The organism is Ornithinimicrobium faecis, from assembly GCF_023923225.1.
GTDB lineage: Bacteria > Actinomycetota > Actinomycetes > Actinomycetales > Dermatophilaceae > Ornithinicoccus > Ornithinicoccus faecis.
In genome coordinates, this window is sequence record NZ_CP099489.1 from 3,707,411 (window position 1) to 3,731,831 (window position 24,421).

General features: G+C 68.8%; 25 protein-coding genes. 4 read left to right on the forward strand and 21 right to left on the reverse strand.

What is annotated here, in order from left to right:
• Entirely contained in the window at positions 1 to 1,704 is a 1,704-nt protein-coding gene (locus tag NF556_RS17245) for a 3-hydroxyacyl-CoA dehydrogenase (protein ID WP_252592334.1), read from the reverse strand.
• A gap of 37 nt (positions 1,705 to 1,741) precedes the next feature.
• On the opposite strand from NF556_RS17245, the gene nucS reads away from it, so the two are divergent.
• Positions 1,742 to 2,437 (forward strand): endonuclease NucS, encoded by a 696-nt coding sequence (nucS, locus tag NF556_RS17250; RefSeq protein WP_252592335.1) that lies wholly within the window; start codon positions 1,742 to 1,744, stop codon positions 2,435 to 2,437.
• Between the two features lie 145 nt (positions 2,438 to 2,582).
• Entirely contained in the window at positions 2,583 to 4,130 is a 1,548-nt protein-coding gene (locus NF556_RS17255; RefSeq protein WP_252592337.1) for a gamma-glutamyltransferase, read from the forward strand.
• Positions 4,131 to 4,138: 8 nt separating this feature from the next.
• Here NF556_RS17255 and NF556_RS17260 read toward each other — a convergent pair whose 3' ends face one another.
• From NF556_RS17260 to NF556_RS17320, 13 genes are all read right to left on the reverse strand, one after another.
• Positions 4,139 to 4,549 (reverse strand): STAS domain-containing protein, encoded by a 411-nt coding sequence (locus NF556_RS17260; RefSeq protein ID WP_252592339.1) that lies wholly within the window; start codon positions 4,547 to 4,549, stop codon positions 4,139 to 4,141.
• A 130-nt stretch (positions 4,550 to 4,679) separates the two neighbouring features.
• Positions 4,680 to 5,336, reverse strand: a complete 657-nt coding sequence (locus NF556_RS17265) for a cob(I)yrinic acid a,c-diamide adenosyltransferase (RefSeq protein WP_252592341.1) — start codon at positions 5,334 to 5,336, stop codon at positions 4,680 to 4,682.
• Between the two features lie 110 nt (positions 5,337 to 5,446).
• Positions 5,447 to 5,875: a DUF2550 family protein gene (locus NF556_RS17270; protein WP_252592342.1), complete on the reverse strand. Its 429-nt coding sequence runs from the start codon at positions 5,873 to 5,875 to the stop codon at positions 5,447 to 5,449.
• A 7-nt stretch (positions 5,876 to 5,882) separates the two neighbouring features.
• Complete coding sequence (locus NF556_RS17275; protein ID WP_252592344.1) at positions 5,883 to 6,152, reverse strand: F0F1 ATP synthase subunit epsilon; 270 nt, start codon at positions 6,150 to 6,152, stop codon at positions 5,883 to 5,885.
• Between the two features lie 113 nt (positions 6,153 to 6,265).
• A complete protein-coding gene (atpD, locus tag NF556_RS17280) occupies positions 6,266 to 7,723 on the reverse strand; it encodes a F0F1 ATP synthase subunit beta (RefSeq protein ID WP_252592345.1) in 1,458 nt (485 codons plus the stop codon).
• A 17-nt stretch (positions 7,724 to 7,740) separates the two neighbouring features.
• Positions 7,741 to 8,640 (reverse strand): F0F1 ATP synthase subunit gamma, encoded by a 900-nt coding sequence (locus tag NF556_RS17285; RefSeq protein WP_252592347.1) that lies wholly within the window; start codon positions 8,638 to 8,640, stop codon positions 7,741 to 7,743.
• A gap of 85 nt (positions 8,641 to 8,725) precedes the next feature.
• Positions 8,726 to 10,375, reverse strand: a complete 1,650-nt coding sequence (gene atpA / locus NF556_RS17290; protein WP_252592348.1) for a F0F1 ATP synthase subunit alpha — start codon at positions 10,373 to 10,375, stop codon at positions 8,726 to 8,728.
• Between the two features lie 61 nt (positions 10,376 to 10,436).
• Positions 10,437 to 11,246, reverse strand: a complete 810-nt coding sequence (locus tag NF556_RS17295) for a F0F1 ATP synthase subunit delta (RefSeq protein ID WP_252592349.1) — start codon at positions 11,244 to 11,246, stop codon at positions 10,437 to 10,439.
• A complete protein-coding gene (locus NF556_RS17300; RefSeq protein ID WP_425606995.1) occupies positions 11,246 to 11,875 on the reverse strand; it encodes a F0F1 ATP synthase subunit B in 630 nt (209 codons plus the stop codon). Before NF556_RS17300 ends, NF556_RS17295 begins: the two co-directional genes overlap by 1 nt.
• A gap of 84 nt (positions 11,876 to 11,959) precedes the next feature.
• Positions 11,960 to 12,175 carry an ATP synthase F0 subunit C gene (gene atpE, locus NF556_RS17305; RefSeq protein WP_252592351.1) on the reverse strand — a complete coding sequence of 72 codons (216 nt, stop codon included), beginning with the start codon at positions 12,173 to 12,175 and terminating at the stop codon, positions 11,960 to 11,962.
• Between the two features lie 73 nt (positions 12,176 to 12,248).
• Positions 12,249 to 13,073 (reverse strand): F0F1 ATP synthase subunit A, encoded by an 825-nt coding sequence (gene atpB / locus NF556_RS17310; RefSeq protein WP_252592352.1) that lies wholly within the window; start codon positions 13,071 to 13,073, stop codon positions 12,249 to 12,251.
• A 124-nt stretch (positions 13,074 to 13,197) separates the two neighbouring features.
• Positions 13,198 to 13,449, reverse strand: coding sequence for an AtpZ/AtpI family protein (locus tag NF556_RS17315; RefSeq protein WP_252592354.1), 252 nt, complete (start codon positions 13,447 to 13,449; stop codon positions 13,198 to 13,200).
• A 29-nt stretch (positions 13,450 to 13,478) separates the two neighbouring features.
• The gene (locus tag NF556_RS17320; protein ID WP_252592355.1) at positions 13,479 to 13,943 is read right to left on the reverse strand and encodes a hypothetical protein; all 465 of its coding nucleotides are present in this window, start codon (positions 13,941 to 13,943) and stop codon (positions 13,479 to 13,481) included.
• Positions 13,944 to 14,183: 240 nt separating this feature from the next.
• Here NF556_RS17320 and NF556_RS17325 point away from each other — a divergent pair, with 240 nt between their 5' ends.
• A complete protein-coding gene (locus tag NF556_RS17325; RefSeq protein WP_252592357.1) occupies positions 14,184 to 14,729 on the forward strand; it encodes a hypothetical protein in 546 nt (181 codons plus the stop codon).
• A gap of 30 nt (positions 14,730 to 14,759) precedes the next feature.
• Here the strand turns inward: NF556_RS17325 and NF556_RS17330 are convergent, their stop codons facing one another.
• From NF556_RS17330 to NF556_RS17340, 3 genes are all read right to left on the reverse strand, one after another.
• Entirely contained in the window at positions 14,760 to 15,857 is a 1,098-nt protein-coding gene (locus NF556_RS17330) for a glycosyltransferase family 4 protein (protein WP_252592358.1), read from the reverse strand.
• A gap of 64 nt (positions 15,858 to 15,921) precedes the next feature.
• Positions 15,922 to 17,214: a serine hydroxymethyltransferase gene (locus NF556_RS17335; RefSeq protein ID WP_252592360.1), complete on the reverse strand. Its 1,293-nt coding sequence runs from the start codon at positions 17,212 to 17,214 to the stop codon at positions 15,922 to 15,924.
• Between the two features lie 5 nt (positions 17,215 to 17,219).
• Positions 17,220 to 18,041: an L-threonylcarbamoyladenylate synthase gene (locus NF556_RS17340; protein ID WP_332460681.1), complete on the reverse strand. Its 822-nt coding sequence runs from the start codon at positions 18,039 to 18,041 to the stop codon at positions 17,220 to 17,222.
• 178 nt (positions 18,042 to 18,219) lie between these two features.
• Between NF556_RS17340 and NF556_RS17345 the strand changes: the two genes are divergently transcribed.
• Positions 18,220 to 18,900, forward strand: a complete 681-nt coding sequence (locus NF556_RS17345; RefSeq protein ID WP_252592362.1) for a pentapeptide repeat-containing protein — start codon at positions 18,220 to 18,222, stop codon at positions 18,898 to 18,900.
• Positions 18,901 to 19,230: 330 nt separating this feature from the next.
• Here the strand turns inward: NF556_RS17345 and prmC are convergent, their stop codons facing one another.
• From prmC to rho, 4 genes are all read right to left on the reverse strand, one after another.
• Positions 19,231 to 20,073 carry a peptide chain release factor N(5)-glutamine methyltransferase gene (gene prmC / locus NF556_RS17350; RefSeq protein WP_252592364.1) on the reverse strand — a complete coding sequence of 281 codons (843 nt, stop codon included), beginning with the start codon at positions 20,071 to 20,073 and terminating at the stop codon, positions 19,231 to 19,233.
• 343 nt (positions 20,074 to 20,416) lie between these two features.
• Complete coding sequence (gene prfA / locus NF556_RS17355; RefSeq protein ID WP_252592366.1) at positions 20,417 to 21,514, reverse strand: peptide chain release factor 1; 1,098 nt, start codon at positions 21,512 to 21,514, stop codon at positions 20,417 to 20,419.
• Positions 21,515 to 21,650: 136 nt separating this feature from the next.
• Positions 21,651 to 21,869, reverse strand: a complete 219-nt coding sequence (rpmE, locus tag NF556_RS17360) for a 50S ribosomal protein L31 (protein ID WP_252592367.1) — start codon at positions 21,867 to 21,869, stop codon at positions 21,651 to 21,653.
• Positions 21,870 to 22,165: 296 nt separating this feature from the next.
• Positions 22,166 to 24,301, reverse strand: a complete 2,136-nt coding sequence (gene rho / locus NF556_RS17365; protein ID WP_256829375.1) for a transcription termination factor Rho — start codon at positions 24,299 to 24,301, stop codon at positions 22,166 to 22,168.
• Positions 24,302 to 24,421 lie beyond the last annotated feature (120 nt).

Sequence of the window (24,421 nt, forward strand, 5' to 3'; positions counted from 1 at the left end):
TCACTGCCCGTCCGGACGTGCCTGCCCGCTCAGGAACGGCTCGTCCAACAGCACGTGCTCCACCAGCAGCGGCGACGGTGCCAGGTGGGTCTGGAACCCGGCGGTGCCGGAGTAGAGCTCCTCGGCCACCGCGAGCACCTCGTCGGCGCCGAGCGTGTCGATCATCGCGAACGGGCCACTGGGATAGCCCAGGCCGAACTGCAGGGCGGTGTCGATGTCCTCGGCGCTGGCATAACCCTCGTCCAGCATCTTCACGCAGTCGTTGAGGTGGGTGACCAGCAGGGCATCGACCACCAGGCCGGTGCGGTCCTTGCAGACGACGGGCTCGGCGCCGATCGCCTTGATCACCGCGCGGACGGTGGCGATCGTCTCCTGCGAGGTCTTGATGGTGCGACCCGCCTCGATCACCTGGCCGTTCGGGGTGGGTGCGTGCACGCTCAGCACCACGGTGTCCTCGGGGCGGCCGCTGATGGCCGCGAGCGCGACGGCGGAGTAGGTGTTGACGGTGGCCAGAATCGTGCCCGGCGCCGTGACCTCGCCCAACTCGGCGAACAACTCGTCGACGTCCCGCAACTCGACCGTGCCCTCGTCCTGAGCACCCTCGCCCTGAGCACCTTCGCCCGGGGCGTCCTCGTCCTGGGCCTCGACCACCAGACCCACCTCAGCCAGCCCTGACAGGTCCGCAGCGGGGTCGGTCAGGTGAGTGACGGCATACCCGCCCTCGGTGAATCGCCCGGCCAGCTCCTCGGCGAGGGCACCGGCACCGATCACGGCGACCGAACTGATCTCACGGCCAGAGGTCACCTCTGGGGTGCGCTCGTCGTCGACGAGCTGCCCGCTGCCCGGCTTGGCGAAGGTGTAGAAGCCCTGCCCGCTCTTGCGGCCGAGTCGTCCGGCCAGGACCATCCGCTCGAGCATGGTGCTCGGGGCGTGGTGGGGGCTGCGGCTGTGACCATAGATCACGTCCGAGATGTGGTGCAGGACATCGAGGCCGACCAGGTCGCCCAGGGTCAGCGGGCCCATCGGCAGCCCGATGCCCACCCGCACCGCGGTGTCGAGGTCCTCGCGGCTGACGTGGCCGGACTCATACATCGCCAGCGCGGCGCTGAAATAGCCGTAGAGCAGGTAGTTGGCCACGAACCCGGCGCGGTCGCCGATCACGACCGGCTTCTTGCCCAGCGACTCCGACAGCGTGCGCACCGTCTCTGTCGTCTCCGGCGCGGTCAGCGGCGTGGTGATGACCTCGACCAGCTTCAGGATCGGCGCCGGGTTGAAGAAGTGCATGCCGATCACGCGGCCGGGCACCTTGGCCGGCGCCGCGATCTCGGTGATGGACAGGCTGGAGGTGTTGGTCGCCACGATGGCGTCGTCGGCCAGGACGGCCTCGAGCTTGCCGATCACGTCGTGCTTGAGGGACATGATCTCGGGGACCGCCTCGACCACAAGATCAACCGGCGCCAGATCGGCATACTCGGTCGTGATGGAGATCCGGCCGAGGATGTCGGCCTGCCCGGCCTCGTCCAACTTGCCCTTGGCGACCGCACGATCGGTGGACGCCTGCAGGATGGACCGGCCGCGCTCGGCAAACTCCTGACTGCTCTCCACACCGATCACGGTGAGCCCGCCCCGGGCGAACACCTCCACGATGCCGGCACCCATGGTGCCCAGTCCGACGACTCCGACGGTTGTGATCTCACGTGCCATGCGCCGATCCTCTCAGACCACCTTTAGGGTGTGGGACGTGCGTGTCGTGATTGCCCGGTGCAGCGTGGACTATGAAGGGGCCCTGGTGGCCCACCTCCCCCTCGCCACCCGCCTGTTGATGGTCAAGGCCGATGGTTCGGTGCTGATCCACTCCGATGGCGGGTCCTACAAACCTCTGAACTGGATGGCGCCGCCCTGCAAGATGGTTGAGCTCGAGCCGGACGACGAGGAGCGCGAGCAGGGCGTGGCCTCGGTGTGGCTGGTGCAGCACGCCAAGCGCGAAGATCACCTGCGGATCCGCCTGCACGAGGTCATCTCGGACTCCTCGCACGACCTGGGCATCGACCCGGGCCTGATCAAGGACGGCGTGGAGGCCCAGTTGCAGGCGCTGCTCGCCGAGCACATCGCCACCCTCGGTGACGGCTACACGCTGCTGCGCCGGGAGTATGCCACCGCCATCGGTCCGGTCGACATCCTGTGCAAGGACGCGGCCGGTGCCACCGTCGCCGTGGAGATCAAGCGTCGGGGCGACATCGACGGTGTCGAGCAGCTGACCCGCTATCTCGAGCTGCTCAACCGCGACCCGCACCTCGCGCCGGTCCAGGGGGTCTTCGCGGCGCAGGTGATCAAGCCGCAGGCGCGCGTGCTGGCCACCGACCGTGGCATCCGCTGCGTGACGCTGGACTACGAGGCGCTGCGGGGCCAGGACGACACGACGTCCCGGCTGTTCTGAGCGTCGGATCGACCGACGACCCAGACAGACCGTCCGCGCTCGTGCAGGGCCGCCCGAGCCGGACCGGGATGTTGTCCACCAGAACGACTCTGACCTGAGCCGCGGCGATGGTGCGCCACACCGGCAGTCCGGGCACAATCGCAGGATGACCCGCCGTGCTGCCATCGCCGCCCCGAACTCCTCGGCCACCCAGGCGGGAGTGCACGCCCTCGGCAGCGGCGGCAACGCCGTCGACGCCGCGATCGCTGCGATGGTGACCGCCACCGCGACCGAGCCGGGCATCGTCAGCCCGCTCGGCGGCGCCTTCATCAACATCTGGCCCGTGGACGGCGACCCCGTCGTGATCGACGGCAACGTCGAGATGCCGGGCCGCGGTGCAGCCCCCGAGCGGTTCGGGAAGGGCCTGATCGAGTGCGTGACGACCTATGGCGGCGGGCTGACCACCTATGCCGGACCCGGCTCGGTCGCCATCCCAGGCATGTTCGCGGGGATGGGCCTGGCCCACGAGCGGTTCGGGGCCGCACCGTGGGGCGAGTTGCTGGGCAACGCTGCCACCCTCGCGGCAGACGGCTTCCAGCTCAGCCACACGGCGGCGTCCTACTTCGAGCTGGTGGCCCACAGCATCTTTGCCTGGGACCCGGACACCCGCCGGATCTACACCAACGACGCAGCGGCCTGGGAGCCCGGCCACGAGATCCGCGACGACAGCCTGGTCGCGACGCTGCGTCAGATCGGTGAGGAGGGAGCCGCCAGCGTCTACACCGGAGACATCGCCGCCCGGATTGTGGCTGACATGAGCGAGCGGGGCGGTCTGATCACCGCCCGCGACCTGGCCGACTATCGTCCCGTGGCTCGCAAACCGCTGCGCACCCGGCTCAACGGCTGGGAGCTGGCCTGCAACCCCCCGCCGGCGATCGGTGGCCCGGTGCTCACCGCGATGCTGCGACTCATCGGCGACGTCAGCGGGCCGGTCTCCCCCGAGCACGCGGCCCGGGTGATGAAGGACGTGCTGGACCTGCGGCTGCATCGGGTCGATGTTGCCGACGACCTGGAGACTGCCGGGCACGAGCTGCTGGAGACGATCGCTGCGATGGGCGCGGTCGGTCTGCCCACCTCACCGGACACCGCCCACGTGTCGGTGGTCGACAGTGACGGCAACGCCTGCGCGATCACCGCCTCCGCTGGCTATGGGTCCGGGATGTATGTCGGCGGCACCGGCATGCTCGGCAACAATGCCCTCGGGGAGCCGGAGCTGAATCGTCGGGGCCTGCACGCGCTGACACCGGGCACCCGGATGGCCTCCAACATGTCACCGACGACGGCGCGCCACCCCGACGGGACGGTCCTGTCGATCGGCACCCCCGGCGCAGACCGGATCACGACCGCCTTGCTGCAGGTGCTGCTGCACTTCTGTCTGCACGGCGAGACGCTGCAGTATGCCGTGGACGCACCTCGACTGCACGTGCGTCACTTGGACGACGGCACAGTGCGCATCGACCACGAGGCGTCAGAGACGTTGCTCGAGGCGCTCACCGACCTGAGGGCGGCGGGTGCTCAGACGGCCGTGCCGCTGCATGCACACGAGCCGCACTCGATGTATTTCGGTGGCGTGGGCGCCGCCCTGCGCGCTCCGGACGGTGAGTTGACGGCGGCGTCGGACCCGCGACGCGACGCCGCGACGGTGGTGGGCTGACCCGAGGGTCAGCGCGGCTGACCGGGCACCGAGGACATGCCCGAGAGGCCGACACCGGCGTGCAACTGCGGGGGCCCAGCAACGTGCAGGCCGTCCACCCGTGCCAGCACGAGGTGCAACCGGGTGATCCGCATCAGTCGCTCCAGGCGTTCGGAGGCCTCCGCGATCACCAGGCGACGGTTCTGCCGCCGAGCCCGCTGGTGCAGCCCGACGAGCACCCCCAGCCCCGTGGCGTCGGCCACCTCGGCGTCATTGAGATGCAACACCAGGTCCCCATCGCCAGCGGCGAGGATGCGTTGCAGCTGTGCGCGGAGCTCAGGCACGGTGCGCACACCGAGCTGTCCGCGGATGGTCGCTTCACGGCCCGGCGAGTCAATGAACAACTCGATGCCTGGCCCTGTCCAAGCCACTGCGGTCATTCCGGCCTCCGCCCACGTGCCCCTGAGTCTCCGGCACACTCGGTGAGTGTTGTCGAATCGTGTCTAACCAGGAAACGCCGTGAGGGCAGGAATGGTTGCCCCCTTTGAGGTCACAGTTTCGTAAATTCTCTCAATCGCTCGCGCGACCCGTGCGCCCAGCCTTCTGCGGCTGCTCTGCGCGACCGCCTCCGGGCTGCCACAGCACGTCGCCCCCAGCCTCCAGATTGGCGACCCGCGCCAGGATGAAGAGCAGGTCCGAGAGCCGGTTGAGATATTTCGCGGTGAGTGGGTTGACCCCGCCGATTCCCCGCTCGGCGTCCTCGGGTGCCGGGTCCGCGCCATAAGCCTCCAGTGCCGCCCACGCACCGCGCTCCGCGCGACGCGCCACCGTCCGGGCCACGTGCAGGTGCGCCGAGCCCGGCGTGCCACCGGGCAGGATGAAGGAGCGCAACTTCTCAAGCTCCTCGTTGTAGCGGTCACAGTCCGCCTCGAGCTCATCGATCCAGGCAGCGTCGACCCGCAGCGGCGGGTACTCATAGGACGCGCGCAACGGCGTGCACAGGTCCGCGCCGACGTCGAAGAGGTCGTTCTGCACGCGCACCAGCGTCTCCTCGACGTCGTGCCGCAGGCCTCCAGCCGCAACGGCCACGCCGATCGTCGAGTTGGTCTCGTCGGAGTCGGCATAGGCAATCAGTCGCGGGTCGTTCTTGCTGGTGCGGCTGAAGTCTCCGAGGGCAGTCGTGCCGTCGTCGCCGGTGCGGGTGTAGATCCGGTTGAGGATGACCATGCCCGCATCATCGCATCCGGGCCAGGACACGACGCGCTCGGTGGGCCAAGAACTCAGGCGCCCACGCGCTCGGTCGGGTCTGAGAGCGCCACACCACGCGCTCGGTCGGTTTAGGCGACGTTGGCGTTCCAGCCGGGGGGCACCGACTCCAGCCAGGAGCGCAAGGCCGTGTAGTGCTCCAGCCCGAGGGCGAGCTCGAAGCGGTCCGGCCCGTATTCACAGGGGACCGCAAGCACGGGGCCGTTCAACCACGGGAAGTCGTTGGGGTCCTGCGACCGGGCGATCCCAAGATCCAGCCCGGAGCGCTGCCACCGGTGCAGTGGGGAACGGAACGGGCCACCGCGACCGTAGTGGTCGAGGCGGCCCGAGTCGTAGGTGAGTTGTCCGCGGCGCCAGTCTGCGGACTGGTCCGTGCGGTAGGCGCAGGGGAAGGCGTGGTGAGCGCCGGCATACCGGGAGAAGAGGAGGAACCCCACTGCCATGACCAGGACGGCGCCCAGCATCGCGAGAGCGATGAGGAGGAGGGCGCCGCTGTTCATGGTCAGCTCAGGCGGTCAGACCGGACGCATCCACCTGTGCGGCGACGATGGTCACTCGGTCGTGGTCGACGGACAGGAAGCCCGAGTCGATGGTCACGGACTGGTGGCCGTTCTCACCGTCGAAGCTGACGTCACCTGCGACCAGCACGCCCAGGAGCGGTGAGTGGCCCGGCATGATGCCGAGGTCACCGTCGGTGCTGCGCGCGCGCACAAAACTAGCCTCGCCCTTCCAGACCATCCGGTCGGCGGCGACGAGCTCAACCTGCAGTGCACTCACGTGCTGTGTCCTCTCGGTGATGACGTGTGATCAGTCTAGTCCAGTGTCGTTCCCGAACGGGCGGCGGCCGAAGCCACCGCCCGTTCGTGAACTCACCAGCTGATGGTGCTCGGTCAGCTGTTCTTCTCGAGCTCGGCGGCCTGGCGCTCGACATCGTCGAGGCCACCGCACATGAAGAAGGCCTGCTCCGGCACGTGGTCGTACTCGCCGTCGGCGACCTTGGTGAAGGCCTCGATCGTGTCGGCCAGCGGCACCGTCGAGCCCTCGAGGCCGGTGAACTGCTTGGCCACGTAGGTGTTCTGCGACAGGAACCGCTGGATGCGACGCGCACGGCCGACGAGGATCTTGTCCTCCTCGGACAGCTCGTCGATGCCGAGGATGGCGATGATGTCCTGGAGCTCCTTGTAGCGCTGCAGGATCGACTTCACGCGCACGGCGGTGTCGTAGTGCTCGGTGGTGATGTAGCGGCGGTCCAGGATCCGGCTGGTCGAGGTCAGCGGGTCCACGGCCGGGTAGATGCCCATCGAGGCGATCGGACGGGACAGCTCGGTGGTCGCGTCCAGGTGGGCGAAGGTGGTCGCCGGGGCCGGGTCGGTGTAGTCATCGGCCGGCACGTAGATCGCCTGCATCGAGGTGATCGAGTGACCACGCGTCGAGGTGATCCGCTCCTGCAGCACACCCATCTCGTCGGCCAGGGTCGGCTGGTAACCCACGGCCGAGGGCATGCGACCCAGCAGCGTGGAGACCTCGGACCCGGCCTGGGTGAAGCGGAAGATGTTGTCGATGAACAGCAGCACGTCCTGCTTCTGCACGTCGCGGAAGTACTCCGCCATCGTCAGGGCGGACAGGGCCACGCGCAGGCGGGTGCCCGGCGGCTCGTCCATCTGACCGAAGACGAGGGCGGTCTGGCCGAGCACTCCGGCCTCCTCCATCTCCACGATCAGGTCGTTGCCCTCACGGGTGCGCTCACCGACTCCGGCGAACACCGACACACCACCGTGGTCGCGGGCGACACGGGCGATCATCTCCTGGATCAGCACGGTCTTGCCGACACCGGCACCACCGAACAGACCGATCTTGCCACCCTGGACGTAGGGGGTCAGCAGGTCGATGACCTTGATGCCGGTCTCGAACATCTGGGTCTTGGACTCCAGCTGGTCGAAGGCCGGGGCCTTGCGGTGGATGCCCCACCGCTCGGTGATCTCGAGGGTCTCACCCTCGGGCAGGTCCAGCACCTCACCGGTGGCGTTGAAGACGTGACCCAGGGTCACGTCGCCCACCGGCACGGTGATGGGGCCGCCGGTGTCCTGCACCGGGGCGCCACGGACCAGGCCGTCGGTCGGCTGCAGGGAGATGGCACGGACCATGCTGTCGCCGATGTCGAGGGCGACCTCAAGGTTCACGGTGTGGGTCTCGCCGCTGAGCTCGACCTCGGTCTTCAGGAGGTTGTACATCTCGGGGATCTGCCCCGGGGGGAACTCGATGTCGACAACGGGGCCGATGATGCGGGCCAGACGACCGACGCCGCCCTGACCCTGCTGGGTGTCCGTCTCGTTCACGGTTGCAGTCATGGTGGAGTGCTTCCTTCTCACTTGGCGTCGGCGAGGGCGCTGGCGCCGCCCACGATTTCGCTGATCTCTTGGGTGATCTCGGCCTGGCGGGCCTGGTTGGCCAGCCGGGTGTAGGTCTTGAGCAGCTCGTCGGCGTTGTCCGTCGCCGACTTCATGGCCCGCTGACGGGCGGCCAGCTCGGAGGCGGCCGCCTGCAGGAGCGCGTTGTAGATGCGGGAGGTGACGTACTGCGGCAGCAGTGCGTCCAGGACCTCGGAGGCGTCCGGCTCAAACTCATAGAGCGGGAAGAGGTCCTCCTCGCTGGCCTTCTCCTCGGCGTCCACGACCTCCAGGGGCAGCAGGCGCACGACCTGCACCTCCTGGGTGACCATGTTGACGAACTGGGTGTAGACGATGTGGATCTCGTCCACCCCGCCGCCCTCGGAGCCCTTGATGAAGTCGGCTGTCAGCCGGTCACCGATCTCCTTGGCCACCTCGTAGGTCGGCTTGTCGGTGAAACCGGTCCAGGACTCCTCGAAGGTCCGCTGCCGGAACTTGAAGTAGCCCTCGGCCTTGCGTCCGGTGAGGTAGGGGACGACCTCGCGGCCCTCATCCTGCAGGAGCTCACGCAGCGCCTCGCTGCGCTTCAGGACACTCGCCGAGTAGGCGCCGGCCAGACCGCGGTCGCTGGTGATGATCAGCATCCCGGCCTTGGACGGGTTCTCCCGCTCAAGCGTGAGGGGGTGGTCGACGTCGGAGAAGGTGGCCACGGCCGAGACGGCGCGGGTGATCGCGCGGGCGTAGGGCGTGGTCTGCTGCACCCGCTCGCGTGCCTTGGTCACGCGGGAGGTCGCAATCAGCTCCATCGCCCGGGTGATCTTCTTCGTCGACTGGACGGACCGGCTCTTCTGGCGGTAGATCCGCTGCTGGGCTCCCATGCCTCGCCTCTCTTGTCAGCCGTTTCGGGTGGTGGTGGTTGGTGGTGCCTGCCGCGCGACCGGTGACCGGTCGCGCGGCGGGCGGTCAGCGCTTCTGGCGCTGGATCTGCTCCTGGTTGACGTCCTCGACCTCGAGGGCGTCACGGTTGTCGTCGTCCTCGTCGCTGCCCGGCTGGACGCCGCCGCCCTCAGAGGCGCGGAACTGGTCCTTGAACGCCTTCATGCTGGAGTCCAGAGCGGCCAGGGTGTCATCGCCCAGCTTGCCGGTCTCCTTGATGCCGGCGAGCATGTCGGCCTTCTCGCGGCGCAGGTAGTCGACGAACTCACGCTCGAAGCGCTTGATGTCCTGGACGGCGACCGAGTCGAGCTCACCGGTGGTGCCGGCCCAGATGATCGCGACCTGCTCCTCGACGGGGATCGGGGAGGACTGCGGCTGCTTGAGCAGCTCGACCATGCGGGCACCGCGGTCCAGCTGGGCGCGCGAGGCGGCGTCGAGGTCGGAGGCGAACATGGCGAACGCCTCCATCTCACGGAACTGGGCCAGGTCGACCTTCAGGCGACCGGACACGTTCTTCATCGCCTTGACCTGAGCGGCACCGCCGACTCGGGACACGGAGACACCCACGTCGATGGCCGGGCGGACGTCGGAGTTGAACAGGTCCGCCTGCAGATAGATCTGACCGTCGGTGATGGAGATGACGTTGGTCGGGATGTAGGCCGACACGTCACCGGCCTTGGTCTCGATGATCGGCAGACCGGTCATCGAGCCCGCGCCCAGCTCGTCGGACAGCTTCGCGCAACGCTCGAGGAGACGGCTGTGCAGATAGAAGACGTCACCCGGGTAGGCCTCACGGCCCGGCGGGCGGCGCAGCAGCAGCGACACGGCGCGGTAGGCCTCGGCCTGCTTGGACAGGTCGTCGAAGACGATCAGGACGTGCTTGCCCTGATACATCCAGTGCTGACCGATCGCGGAGCCGGTGTAGGGCGCGAGGTACTTGAAGCCAGCCGGGTCGGAGGCGGGGGCCGCGACGATGGTGGTGTAGTCCATCGCGCCGCCCTCCTCGAGGGTGCTGCGCACGGAGGCGATGGTCGAGCCCTTCTGACCGATCGCGACGTAGATGCACAGGACCTGCTTGTCCGGGTCGCCGGACTCCCAGTTGGCCTTCTGGTTGAGGATCGTGTCGATGGCGACGGTGGTCTTGCCGGTCTGGCGGTCGCCAATGATCAGCTGACGCTGACCGCGACCGACCGGGATCATCGCGTCGATCGCCTTGATGCCGGTCTGCAGGGGCTCGTGCACCGACTTGCGGGCCATCACGCCGGGAGCCTGCAGCTCCAGGACACGGCGGCCCTCGGACTCGATGTCACCAAGACCGTCGATCGGCTGGCCCAGCGGGTCCACGACGCGGCCCAGATAGCCGTCGCCGACGGGCACCGAGAGCACCTCGCCGGTGCGCTTGACCGGCTGGCCCTCGTCGATGCCGGCGAACTCACCGAGCACAACGACACCGATGTCGTGGACATCGAGGTTCAGGGCCAGGCCCTGCGTGCCGTCCTCAAACTCGAGGAGCTCGTTGGTCATGGCCGAGGGCAGGCCCTCGACGTGGGCGATGCCGTCACCGGCATCGGCCACGCGTCCGACCTCCTCGGTCGTGGCAGCGTTTGGCTCGTAGGACTGGACGAAGTTGTCCAGTGCGTCCCGGATCTCGTCCGGACGGATCGTGAGCTCCGTCATCTTCTTCTCCTCGTATGCGGCCCGGTCCGGGCCCGTGGGGGTGGGTCAGGGGGGTGCAGGGTCAGCTGATCATCTTGCGGCGCGCCTCGTCGAGACGGCTCAGGATGGTGCCGTCGATGACCTCGTCACCGATGGCGACACGGATGCCACCGACCACCGTGGGGTCGACGACCTCGTTGATGCGCACCGCACGGCCGTATTGCTGGCCGAGTGCGCTGGTGAGGCGCTCGCGGTGCTGCCCGGAGAGCGGCACCGCAGTGGTGATCGTGGCGGTCAGCTGTTCCTGCCGCCGGGCCGCGATGGACAGGTAACCGTCGATCGCGTGGTCGAACCGGGTGCTCCGGTGCGTGGCGGCCAGCTCGGCCAGACGCACCGTCTCCGGGGCGCTGCGGCCGTCGAGCAACCGGTGCACAACCTGGGCCTTGGAGTCCGCGGGGGCACGGCGGTCGGTCAGCGCCGAGCGCAGCTCGCCGGTGCCGTCCACGATGCGTCCGAAGCGGAACAACTCGTCCTCGACCTGGGAGAGTCGGCCCTCGGCCTCGGCCTGAGCCAGGAACGACTCGACACCGAAGGCCTCCAGGGTGGCGCTCAGGTCAGCCTCCGAGGCCCACCGCTGCGACGCGATGGTCGCCGCGATGCGCTGGGCGGGCTCGCTGACCTTGCCCGCCAGGAGACGGTTGGCCAGCTCGGCCTTCTCGCCACCCTCCCGGGACGGGTCGGCCAGCGCGCGCCGGAGCACCGCGTTGCCGCCCACCAGGTTGGCGACCTGGAGCAGTTCCTCGCCCAGGCGGCCGCGGTCGGAGTCCTGGTCGAGCACCTGCGAGAGGACCCCGCGGGACTCGGCGAGAGCCGATCGTGACGCGCCCTGCATCAGTTGCCCTGTCCCTCAGGAGCAGCGGACCCGTCGACCTGCGAGCCGACCACCTCGGGACGGACGTTGCCCGCCTCGAGCTCGGCCAGGAACCGGTCGACAATGCCACTCTGACGAGCCTGGTCCTCGAGGGACTCCCCGACGATCTTGCTGGCCAGGTCGGTCGAGAGCTTGCCCACGTCGCTGCGGAGGGAGACCACGGCCTGCTGGCGCTCGGCCTCGATCTGCTTGGTCGCGGACTCGGTGATGCGGTTGGCCTCGGTCTGCGCCTGCTGCCGCATCTCGGCGATGATCGATGCCCCCTGCTCCTTGGCCTCCTCGCGGATGCGAGCGGCCTCGTCGCGAGCCTCGGCGAGCTGGGCCTTGTATTCACGCAGGGCGGCCTCGGCCTCCTGCTGTGCCTTCTCGGCCTGCTGCATTCCACCCTCGATCGCGGCGGTGCGCTCGGCATACGCCTTCTCGAGGTTGGGCACGACAAACTTGGCCACAACCCAATACAGGATGCCGAACGCCACCAGACCGAAGATGAGCTCGGGCAGGTAGGGCAGGATCGGCAGGGCCGAGGCCTCAGGGTCGTCGGACCCGGCGGCCGTGACCACCGGGACGGCGGTCAGGGTGCTAGCGGTCAGCTGCACGATGGTCTCCTCTGGAACGGTGTCACCTCAACGAGGCAACGCCAGGATCGGTTCTGATGGGTTCTGGAGAAGCCAGCGTCAGGCGCCAGGCAGTCGGATGAAGTAGAGCACCAGGGCGAAGATCGCGAGCGCCTCGGCGAGCGCGAAGCCCAGGATGGCGATCGGCTGGAGGATCTTCTGGGCCTCCGGCTGGCGGGCAACGCCATTGATGTAGGCAGCGAAGATCAGGCCCACGCCGATGGCCGGGCCGATGGCAGCAAGGCCATAGCCGATGAGGGAGATGTCACCAGTCACGTCAGTTCTCTTTCTATGTGTTGTCCCGGGCGACTGTCAGCCGCTCGGTGGCAATGAGCTATTTAGTTGTTGGTCAGTGCTCGTCCACCAGGGCGCCACCGATGTAGGAGGCGGCCAGGAGGACGAAGACGTAGGCCTGCAGGAACTGCACCAGCGCCTCGAAGAGGGTCATCGCGAAGGCCATGATCCAGGCGGGCACCGAGACGAGGCTCAGCAGCCCGCCCTGCAGGAAGAGCTCCCAGCCGCCGATGATGAAGACGACGAGCAGGAGGTGGCCAGCAAACATGTTGCCGAACAGTCGCAGCGCCAGCGTGAGCGGGCGGGTCACGAAGAACGTGAGCATCTCCAGAGCCAAGATGAACGGCTTGATCCAGCCGGGCAGCCCGCCGGGGAGCATGAACTTGAAGTAGCCGATCGCGCCGTGCTTCTTCACGCCGACCCAGTGGTAGACGACGTAGACCAGCAGCGTGAGACCGATCGGAATGCCGATCCTCGCCATGGACGGCATCTGCACCGGCGGGATGATGCCCATCCAGTTGTTGAACAGGATGAGCACGAACATCGTGAAGAGGAACGGGACGAACGGCAGGAAGTCGCGGCTGCCGATCATGTCGCGAGCCACGCCATTGCGCACGAAGTTGTAGACGGCCTCGGTGCCGGCCTGACCCTTGCTCGGCACGATCGCGGCCTTGCGGGTCGTGGCGACGAGCCACCAGGAGAGCAGCCCGACGGTGATCGCCATGACGACCATGGGACGGGTGATCGCCAGGGTCATCTCGGACCCGAAGAGGTCGACGGTGCCGAACTTCACCAGCGGCTGCCAGAACAGCGAGGGGTCGGGCGGGAAGTGGCTCTCCCCCTCGGCCATAGGCAGCAGCATCGCCGCGGTCGGGCTCACAGGTTCTCCTCAGTCGTGCTCGGACGGGTGGTCGTGCTCAGTCGCGTCATGCTCAGTCGGATCGTGCACAGTCGGTCTGGGGCCGTGCCACATCGCGGCAGCAGGTGCCGACTCGCGGGGGACGTCATGACGTACCGTACCGGTTCCAGATGACATACATGGACAGGGCCATCCCCGCCAGCAGGCCGATGACCACGAAAAAAGTCAGGTCGAGCCAGTGGTCGAGGGCAAAGCCGGCGCCGCCGAACAGCAGCGGGCCAGCCAGCAGATAGGCGATCACATCAGTGGCAATGTTGGTCTGGGCGGCATAGCCCTGCGTGTGCTCGGGCTCGGCACTCCCCTGGGGGTCGCTCGAGCGCTCGGGCTGCTCGGTCATCGGTGCACTCCCGCCATCGGCTCGCGACATCATCGCACCTCACCGGCCGTTGAGTCACTCTCGCCGCCAAAGACGAGCTGGCGCGAGCCGGTGTAGCCCACCACCGTGCCGATCTGGAAGGCCATGCCGGCCGCCAGGAAGCCCAACCCGAGCGGGAGCATGTCGATCCAGCCCACGCGGGAGAGCAGGAAGAGCACTGCGAAGCCCACGAGGACCTGCAGGCCCAGCAGGGCGAAGGCCCCCGCCATCGTGGCGTAGGCGGGGCCGGCCACGACACCGGTGATGCCGACCAGGCCCGCCAGGAAGATGCTCACGCCGATCCCGCCACCGATCAGGGCAGAGATCGCGGCCCACTCGTCCCAGACGGCCCAGGCGATGACGCCGGCCAGCAGGGTGACGGCCAGTCCGGGCAGGAGGGAGAAGGTGACCATCCGGCGCCGCACGGACCCGAGCGCACGCCGAGGGCGTGGCTGGGGGCTGCGGCTGCCTGGCATCGGCTTCCTCACTGGTCGGAGCGGGGGTCGGTGCTGTCGGGATGACGTCAGAAACGCACGTCGAGGTGCTTGTGAAAGTTATCACAAGCACCCGGCGGGGGCCTAGTCGCAATCCTTCATACCCTCGGTGACCTTGCTCACGCAGGCCCACATGAGGCCCCGAGTTCGGGACATCTGTCACGAACTGTGGGCCCTCTTGGCGCTTATCGTGAGACGACCAACGACGGTGGGGGATCACCAATGCTGACTGAGTTTGTGCGCGACCACGCGTTCACCATCGGGTGGTTCGGGCTGATGACCTTCGTGTGGTTCGGATGGTCCCAGGAGGACCCACCGCCCAGGTGGCGATGGGCGCTGGGCGCCGGCAGCCTGCTGGGCGCAGCGATCGCGGGGGTCTTCGTCCCGGCGGTGGTCACGGGCTGGGACGGACCCAGCGCCCTGGACGGCCACTACGCCGGCTTCGGGCTCATCGTCCTGCTCGAGGTGCTCGTCGCGGGGCTGGGAGCCCTGGTGCTGTGGCGTCGGGGCAGGGCGCACTGGACGGCCTGGTGGATCGCCCTCGTCGTGGCGCTGCACTTTCTCCCGCTCGCCGTCGTCCTGGGCGACTGGTCGCTCGTGGCCCTGAGCGCGGTGCAGACGCTCGGTCTGATCCTGCTCGTCCCACGCCTGCAGGTGACCCGAGGTGCCACGAGCCGTCTCGCCGGTCCTCTGATGGGCTGCACACTGCTGCTCTTCGCCGGGCTGTCGACCCTGGTCTTCCTGGTCCGGCACGGCGCCCCGTGGTGAACCACCCCAGCACGCGCCGTGCGGGGCCACTCACGACGTGGGCGTGCGCCGCCTCGGCTGCCAGGTCAGCACGGCGGCCACCACCAGCAGCAACACCAGCACGCTGGCGGTGATCAACGGCGGGAAGAAGGCGAACGACACGGCCCCCACGGCCAGCAGCGCCGCCCACAGATACATCACCGCCACCGCCCGGCGGTGACTGTGCCCGATCTTGAGCAGCTGGTGGTGCAGGTGGTGCGCGTCCGGCTTCCAGGGCACCTGGCCGCGACGGGTCCGGCGCACCACGGCCAGCAACATGTCCAGGATCGGCAGGGCCATGATCGCCACCGGCAGGAAGAGCGGGAGCAGGAACGCAGTGGTCGCCGACGTCGCGGCGACGCTGGAGGCGGGGTCGACGCTGCCGGTCATCGAGATGGTGGCGGCCGCCAGCAGCAGGCCCAGCAGGAGCGCCCCGGCATCTCCCATGAACAGGCGGGCGGGGTGGAAGTTGTGGGGCAGGAACCCGAGGCAGCAGCCCATCAGCGCCGCGGTGAGGAAGGTTGCGGTGGTGAAGACGTTGGGCGGGTCAAAGTTGTGACTGACCAGATAGCTCCAGGCAAAGAAGGCTCCCGCCGAGATGAACACCACGCCGGCGGCCAACCCGTCCAGGCCGTCGACGAAGTTCACGGCATTGGTCGAGACCACCACGATCATGATCGTGAGCGTCACCAGCACCGGCTCGGGCAGCACGGTCACGCCGAAGACCGGGATGGACAGCAGCTGGACACCAAAGAAGGCCATCACGCCACCGGCCAGGACCTGACCGGCCAGCTTGGTCAGCCAGTCCAGGTCACGGACGTCGTCGATCGCGCCGAGCAGGGTGATGATCCCGGCCCCGAGCAGCACACCCAGCAGCTCCCTGCTCTCGAAAAGCCCTGAGAGATAAGGCAACTGACTGCCGACGGCGACGGCCGCCGCAAAACCGAAGAACATGCCAACGCCGCCCAACCGCGGGATGGGCACGGAGTGCACATCCCGCGCCCGCACCGGGGTCACTGCGCCAATGACAAAGGCGAGCCGACGGACCACTGTTGTGGCGACATACGTGAAGATCGCGGCGATGAGGAGCACGAGGAGGTATTCGCGCACCGGTCACCCCACCATCCTCATCCGCCGGCCTGCTGCCGACACGTGCCTCGAGCAGATCAGCCGGTCAGGGTGCCGGATAGGCCGGGAAGCTGGCGAGCAGCTCGGTGACCTCGGCGCGGATTGCCCTGGCGCCCTCGTGCTCCGGGTCACCGTCGGTGGTGGTGACGGCCCGGTGGATCAGGTCAGCGATCTGATCCATCTGCTCCGTGCCCATCCCCTGGGTGGTCACCGAGGGCGAGCCCACGCGGATGCCGGAGGCGACGTTGGGCTTCTCCGGGTCGAACGGGATGGCGTTCTTGTTGAGCACGATGCCGGCTGCGTCGCACCGGGTCTCGGCGTCGATGCCGGTCACACCCACGCCCTGCAGGTCGTGCAGCGACAGGTGGGTGTCGGTGCCGCCGGTGATCGGGCGGATGCCACGCTCACCGAGCCCGCCCGCGAGGGCCTGGGCGTTGGCGATGACCGCCTTGGCATAGTCCTGATAGGCCGGGGTCGCGCACTCGGCGAAGTTGACCGCCTTGGCCGCGACGTTGTTCATCAGCGGCCCGCCCTGCATCATCGGGAAGACCGCGCGGTCGATCTTGGCCGCGTGCTCCTCCTTGCAGACGATCGCGCCACCGCGGGGGCCACGCAGCACCTTGTGGGTGGTGAAGCTGACGACGTCGGCGTGCGGCACGGGCGAGGGGATCGCCTGCCCCGCAACGAGACCGATGAAGTGGGCGGCGTCCACCCAGAAGATCGCCCCCACCTCGTCGGCGATGGCGCGCATGCGCTCGAAGTCGATGAGCCGCGGGATCGCCGAGCCGCCGGCGAGCAGGATCTTGGGGCGGTGCTCCTTGGCGAGCGCCTCGACCTGGTCATAGTCGATGTCCTCGGTCTGCTTGTCGACGCCGTAGTGCACGGCGTTGAACCACTTGCCGGAGAAGGAGACCTTGAAGCCGTGGGTCAGGTGACCGCCGTGGTCCAGCGACATCGCCAGCACGGTGTCGCCGGGCTTGGCGAACGCGCCGTAGACGGCCATGTTGGCGCTGGCGCCGGAGTGCGGCTGGACGTTGGCGTGGTCGGCGCCGAACAGCGCCTTGGCGCGGTCGACAGCCAGGATCTCGGCCTTGTCCACCTCCGCGCACCCGCCGTAGTAGCGACGGCCCGGATAGCCCTCGGCATACTTGTTGGACAGGGTCGAGCCCATCGCGGTCATCACGGCCGGCGAGGTCTGGTTTTCACTCGCGATCAGCTGGATGCCGGCGCGCTGGCGGTCCAGCTCGCTGACCAGGATCCCGGCGATCTCGGGGTCCTGCTCCAGGAGCTGGGCGAAACTGGGTCCGTAGTAGGTGTCGGCGTCGACCTGGGTGCTCATACCCGTCACTGTAGTGAATCCGGCGCACGCACGGAGCGCAGGTCCCCCGCGCGCACGCTCACGCCACTGCCCCGGATGCCGCTGACGGCGAGCGGGTCGGTGGTGGTGACCAGTCTGGTCCCGCCGGAGGAGGCCACGGCAGCCACCTCCTCGACGGCGTCCGCATCGTCCCCGACACCGGGCGGCGCGTCGTGCAGCACGGTCACGCCGAGCACCTCGCGCAACCGCTCGGCGGGGATGGCGCCGTGGCGCAGCACCACCGGCTCCTCCCCCGTGCAGTCCACGATCGTGGAGGCCAGGCTGTCGGTGCGCGGCCCGCCATCCAGATAGAGCGCAACCGCCCCACCGAGCTGGTCCTGAGCCTCCTGCGCGGTGGTGGCGGGCGGCTGCCCAGTCACGTTGGCGCTGGTGACGGCCATCGGCCCCACCTCGGTGAGCACCTGCAGCGTGAGCAGGTCATCGGGCATCCGCAGGGCGACGGTGCCGTTGGTCTCCCCCAGGTCCCAGGCCAGGGACGTCTGGGCGCGCACGATGATCGTCAGGGCGCCGGGCCAGAACTGGCGGATCAGGATCTTGGCATACATCGGCACCTCGGTCGCCAGCCCGTCGACCGTGCGGGTGCTGGGCACGAGCACCGGCGGGGGCATCTCGCGCCCGCGGTGCTTGGCGGCCAGCACCATAGCCACCGCGACCTGGTCGAACGCGTCCGCGCCCACGCCATAGACGGTGTCCGTGGGCAGCACGATCACGCGGCCGTCGCGCACGACCTGCGCGGCCTGCTCGACGACCTGCTCTCGGGTCTGCGGGTCGCTGGCGTCAAGGATCACGCGACCAGTTTCCCACCTCGCGCTCCGCCGACCGAACGCACTCCTCGCGCACATCTCCCACGCAGGTCGGGGAGACCGGCGCCCGGGCGATGACCTGCGCCACGGCATACGGTCTGGTCTGGTGGCGCTGCGGAGGGCGGCCCCGGCGCTGTCACCGGGGCCTGACAGCATCAGCCGTATGCCGACGCTCACCGACCAGCACCTCTCACCCCTGGAGGTCGACCAGTTGGCCGACTCCGGCGAGCCTGTCGAGCTGGTGCGCTGCGACCTGTCCGAGGTGCGGGCGCGGGACTGCGACCTGGACGAGGTGACCTTCACCGACTGCACCCTCGATGGGGCCGACCTCACGGGGTCGAGGCTGTCCGGCGCCCGGTTCACCGGCGGCACGGCGACCGGTCTGCGCCTGGACCGCTGCGACCTGAGCGACGCGCGGTTCGACCGGGTGGACCTGTCCAGCGCCGTGCTCACCGGCGCCCTGCTCACAGATGCCGAGTTCCACGGCTGCCGGATGACTGGCCTGGTCGCCGACGCGACCCGCGGGATGGGGTGCCTGCTGTTCGGTTGCAACGCCTATGGTGCCGAGCTGCCCGCCCTCGTGCTGGCCCGTCGCGCGCACACTGGCACCCGATTCACCGAGGCCAACCTGGCTGGGGCGGACCTGCGCGAGGCGGTGCTGGACGGCTGTGTGCTCCTGCACGCCGATCTCTCGGGCGCGAACCTCGAGGGAGCCGACCTGCGTGGGGCCGACCTGGGCCCGTGCACCCGCGAGCGCCTGGACTCCCTCGCCGGGGCGATCCTGTCCACGGGGCAGGCCGTGGCGGCGCTGCAGGACCTGACCGGTGCGACGGTCGTCGACTGAACCGGTCGCAGTGTCCCCCAACTAGACCCACCAAAACCGGGGGTGGGCTCTCGAGATGACAGCCCGGTGCGACCTGGCTAGCGTCGAAGACAGCACAACTCGCCGTTCTCCCACCCCGGGGAGAGCGACAACGAAGGAGGTAGTCACATGCGTGGAAGTGGACTGATCTGGACGATCGTGGGAATCCTGCTGATCATCGCCCTGCTGATCTTCATCTTCTGAGCAACAACTGGTCGAGACTTCCTCCGACCACAGGGTGCACCCTCACGGGTGCGCACCACAGACACACGTGGCCCCGGCATCGCGCCGGGGCCACGGCTGTGTCTGGGGTCAGGCGCGCACGGCTCGGGTGACGCGAGGCAGGCCCGTCAGGTCCGCGTGGTCGCTCACCTGGGCCCACGCACTGCTCGCCCCGAGCCGCGCGACCAGCGCCTCGCCCTGCACGTCGGCGTGCTCCATCAGCAGCACCCCACCGGGCACCAGCAGCTGTGCGGCCCGCGCCGCGACGGCCAGCGGCACCTGCAGGCCGTCCTCCCCCAGGCCATAGAGCGCGATGTCCGGGTCGTGGTCGCGCACCTCTGGGTCGACCGGCACCGCGCCCGGGGGGATGTAGGGCGGGTTGCTGACCACCACGTCCACCTGCCCGACCAGGTCCTCGAAGGCGGTGGTGGCATCGCCCTGTCGCAGGTCCACCGGCAGTCCGGTGCCGGCCACGTTGGCTGCCGCCCAGGCGTGGGCGTCCTCAGAGAGCTCGACGGCATGCACGCGTGCGTGGGGGCACTCGTCGGCGAGGGCCAGCGCGATGGCTCCGCTGCCGGTGCACAGGTCCACGACCACCGGCGCACTCCCCGCAGACTGCAGGTCGGCCAGCGCCAGGTCGACGAGCACCTCGGTCTCCGGGCGGGGCACAAAGACTCCCGGTCCGACCCGCAGGGACAGGTGGCGGAAGTGCGCGGTGCCGGTCAGGTGCTGCAGCGGCACCCTGGCGGCCCGCTGCTCGATCAGCCGCTGGTAGGCCGCGTGGTCTCCCTCGCTGACGCGCTCCCCCAGGATCGCGGCCCGCCTGAGCTCGGCCACCTCACGGTCGAGGACGTGCGCGAGCAGGATCTCGGCGTCGACGCGCGGGCTGGCCACCCCGGCCGCGGCCAGCTCCCCCGCCGCAGCACGCACCACTCCCCCCGCAAAAAGATAAAGGTTTCGCTCGCCCTCCCCGTCTTTTGATACTGGTTTCGCACGGGTCACGGGAGGACGCCTGCCACCGAGCCGGGTGTCGCGCGCACACGGTGGAACGACGGCGCAGTGAGAGTGCAGCGCGGGTGAGCCACCGCGCCCGGCTGAGCCAGCACGCCCAGGTGGGCCACCGCGCCTGGCTGAGCCACCGCGCCCGGCTGTGTCGACGCAGCCCCGGGGAGGTCGACACGGTCGAGGTCGGTGTACGAAACCTCTACGAAAATGCGGGTGGGGCGTGCGAGACCTTTATCTTTTTGCGGGGGCACGCGTTCGTCTTTTTGCGGGGTCACGTGTCGCTGCTGCCGAGGGCGGACATCCGGGCGGCCTCGTCCGCGTCGACCGCAGACTGGACGATCGGGTCCAGGTCGCCGTCGAGCACGTGGTCCAGGTTATAGGCCTTGAAGCCGGTGCGGTGGTCGGCGATCCGGTTCTCCGGGAAGTTGTAGGTGCGGATCCGCTCGCTGCGGTCGACCGTGCGGACCTGGCTGCGGCGCTGGGCCGACGCCTCCGCCTCGGCCTCCTCGACCGCGAGCTGGTGCAACCGGGCCCGCAGGACCCGCAGCGCCGACTCCTTGTTCTGCAGCTGGGACTTCTCGTTCTGGCAGGACACGACCAGCCCGGTCGGCAGGTGGGTGATCCGCACCGCCGAGTCGGTCGTGTTGACCGACTGACCACCGGGCCCGCTGGAGCGGAAGACGTCGATCTTGAGCAGGTTGAGGTCGAGCTCGACCTCCTCGGGGTCGTCCAGGTCGGGCATCACCAGGACTCCGGCGGCGGAGGTGTGGATGCGGCCCTGACTCTCGGTCACGGGCACGCGCTGCACGCGGTGGACGCCACCCTCATACTTCAGCCGCGCCCAGGGAGCCTCTCCCGGGGCGGGCGTGCCAGTGGCGTGGATCGCCAGGCGCACGTCCTTGTAGCCACCCAGGTCGGACTCCGTGGCGTCGAGCAGCTGGGTCTTCCAGGAGCGGCGCTCGGCATACCGCATGTACATCCGCAGCAGGTCACCGGCAAACAGGGCCGACTCCTCGCCGCCCTCCCCCGCCTTGACCTCGAGGATCACGTCACGGTCGTCGTCGGGGTCGCGGGGCACCAGCAGTCGGCGCAGCCGCTCGGAGGTCTGCTCGGCACGCTCCCGCAGCGCGGGCAACTCCGCGGCGATCGACTCGTCCTCGGCCGCCATCTCTGTGGCCGCCTCGACGTCGCCCGCAGCCTCCTCCCACTCCCGGAAGGCGGCGATGGTCGGCGACAGGGCGGCATAGCGCTTGTTGAGCTTCTTCAGGGCCACCAGGTCGGTGTGGGTGGCCGGGTCGGCCAGCTCGGTCTCGATGCTCATGAACTCCTCGAGCAGCGGCATCACCGCGGATGCATCCACGTCGACCATGTCCCGTCTCTCCCACTACGTGCCGTGTTGTCGTTGGCCCCACCACGCTGCTGAGCGTGGTCGCGCGCTCGCACGCGCCAGGAATGAGCAACGCCGGCCCCGCGACCAAAGTCGCAGAGCCGGCGCTGTGAAGTATCTACTTGCTGGCGGCCTTCTTGCCGTAGCGCTCCTGGAAGCGGGCCACGCGACCACCGGTGTCCAGGATCTTCTGCTTGCCCGTGTAGAACGGGTGGCACTGCGAGCAGACCTCGGCGTGCATCGAGCCGGAGGTGGCAGTGCTGCGAGTCGTGAACTGGGCGCCGCAGTTGCAGGTCACCTTGGTCTCGACGTACTCGGGGTGGATGTTCTTCTTCACGGTGTCTCCTCACAGGTGGCGATTTCCCCGGGTCGGTGCGCGGTCTGCGCGCCGTGAACCGGAGGGCCAAGGGGTGATTCTGCCAGATTCGGCAGCCTAGCCATAACCACGCACAGCGACGGTCTATTCCGGGCTCGTTCCCCGACCGCGGAGGGCAGCCTTGCCGCAGGCGTGAGCAACCCCTTCGTATGCCGTGTGGCCCGGTTCCCCTGGAGGGAGACCGGGCCACACGGCATACGAGATCAGACGGCCGGAGGCCGGCCATAGTGATCAGTTGTAGTGATCAGCTGCGGTGATCAGTCCTCGTCGTCGAGCTTGACCGACGAGGTCTGCTGCACCTGCACGAGGAACTCGTGGTTGGACTTGGTCTTGCGGAGCCGGTCCAGCAGCAGCTCGACGGCCTGCTGGGAGTCGAGCGCGGAGAGCACGCGACGCAGCTTCCACATGATCTTCAGCTCCTCGGCGCCCATCAGGATCTCCTCGCGGCGCGTGCCGGAGGGGTTGACGTCGATGGCCGGGAAGATGCGGCGGTCCGCCAGCTGGCGGGACAGGCGCAGCTCCATGTTGCCGGTGCCCTTGAACTCCTCGAAGATGACCTCGTCCATCTTGGAGCCGGTCTCCACGAGCGCGGTCGCCAGGATGGTCAGCGAGCCGCCGAACTCGATGTTGCGGGCGGCACCGAAGAAGCGCTTGGGCGGGTAGAGCGCGCTGGAGTCGACACCACCGGAGAGGATGCGCCCGCTGGCGGGGGCCGCCAGGTTGTAGGCGCGGCCCAGGCGGGTGATCGAGTCGAGGAGCACGACCACGTCGCCACCGAGCTCCACGAGGCGCTTGGCGCGCTCGATCGCCAACTCGGCGACCGTCGTGTGGTCATCGGCCGGACGGTCGAAGGTGGAGGCGATGACCTCACCCTTGACCGTGCGCTGCATGTCGGTGACCTCTTCCGGGCGCTCGTCCACCAGGACGATCATCAGGTGCGCCTCGGGGTTGTTCTGCGTGATCGCGTTGGCGATCGACTGCAGGACGAGGGTCTTGCCCGCCTTGGGCGGGGAGACGATCAGACCGCGCTGGCCCTTGCCGATCGGGCTGACCAGGTCGATCATCCGGGTGGTGAGGTTCTTCTGCTCGGTCTCCAGGCGCAGGCGGTCCTGGGGATAGAGCGGGGTCAGCTTGGAGAACTCCGGGCGGGCCTTGGCCTCCTCCGGGGACTGTCCGTTGACGGTGTCCAGGCGGACGAGCGCGTTGTACTTCTGGCGGTCGCCACGACCACCGGAGTGCTGCTGCTGGTCGCCGGCCTTGATCGCGCCGGTGACCGCGTCACCCTTGCGCAGGCCGTTCTTGCGCACGATGCCCATCGGGACGTAGACGTCGCTGGGGCCGGGCAGGTAGCCGGTCGTGCGGATGAAACCGTAGTTGTCGAGGATGTCCAGGACACCGGCGACGGGGACGAGCACGTCCTCCTCGTTGTAGGTGGTCTCCTGCTCGTCGGCGTAGTTGTCGTTGTCGCCGCGGCTGCGTCCGCGCTTGCGGTCGCGCCCCCGCTGACGGCTGCGACGACGGCCACGGCCGCCGTCCTCATCGTCATAGCGGTTGTCGTTGCGGTTGTTGTTGCCGCCCTGCTGGTTCCCGCCCTGCTGGTTGCCACCCTGGCGGTTGCCGCCCTGGCGGTTGTCCTGCTGGCGGTTGTCCTGCTGGTCACCGCTGTTGTCCTGGCGGTTGTCCTGCTGACGGTTGCCCTGCTGGCCGCGGTTGTCCTGGCGGTCGTTCTGCTGGCCGCGGTTGTCCTGACGGTCGTTCTGCTGGCCGCCACGGTTGTCCTGGCGGTTGTCCTGCTGGCCACCGCGGTTGTTCTGCTGGTTGTCGCGCTGGTCGCGACCCTCGCCCTCGCCCTGGCTGTTGTCCTGCTGACGGTTGTCGCGCTGGTCACGGCCCTGCTGGTTGCGACCCTGGCGGCCGCCGTCACGGGCGCCCTCCTGAGCCTCGCGACCCTGCTGGTCACGGCCCTGCTGGTCACGGTCCTGCGGGTCACCGCCCTGCCGGGTGTCGGTGCCGCCGGTCTCACGTGCACCATCCTGCGCGGCGGTGCCGTCGCCCTCGGGTGCGCGGTCGGTGCGCGGCTGCGGCGCACCGGCAGCAGCGGCGACTCGGCGCGAGCGGCGCGGGGCACGCTGGCCGGTCTCTGCCGAGCTGGCGCCCGCCTCGCCCTGCGGCGCGGCCGACTCGGTGTTGGTGGGCGCGCTCTTCTCGGGCGCGGTCGCACCCTTGCTGGTCTCGGGCTTGCTGGTCGCAGGCTTGCTGGTTGCTGCCTGCGCGCCGCCCTCGCGCCGGGCCCGAATGGCCTCAACAAGGTCCGCCTTGCGCATCTTGGGGGACACGGTGATGCCCATGCTCCCGGCCAGAGACTGCAGTTCGGCCACGCGCATCGAACTCAAGGAGCCCCCTGAGCGGCTCGGCGCAGCGGTTTCGGTGGTGTCTGTCACGAAGGTTTCCTTCTCCCTCGGAGGGGCCCGCTCATGCGTGACCCAGGGGTAACAAGGGTGATCCGGCTCATG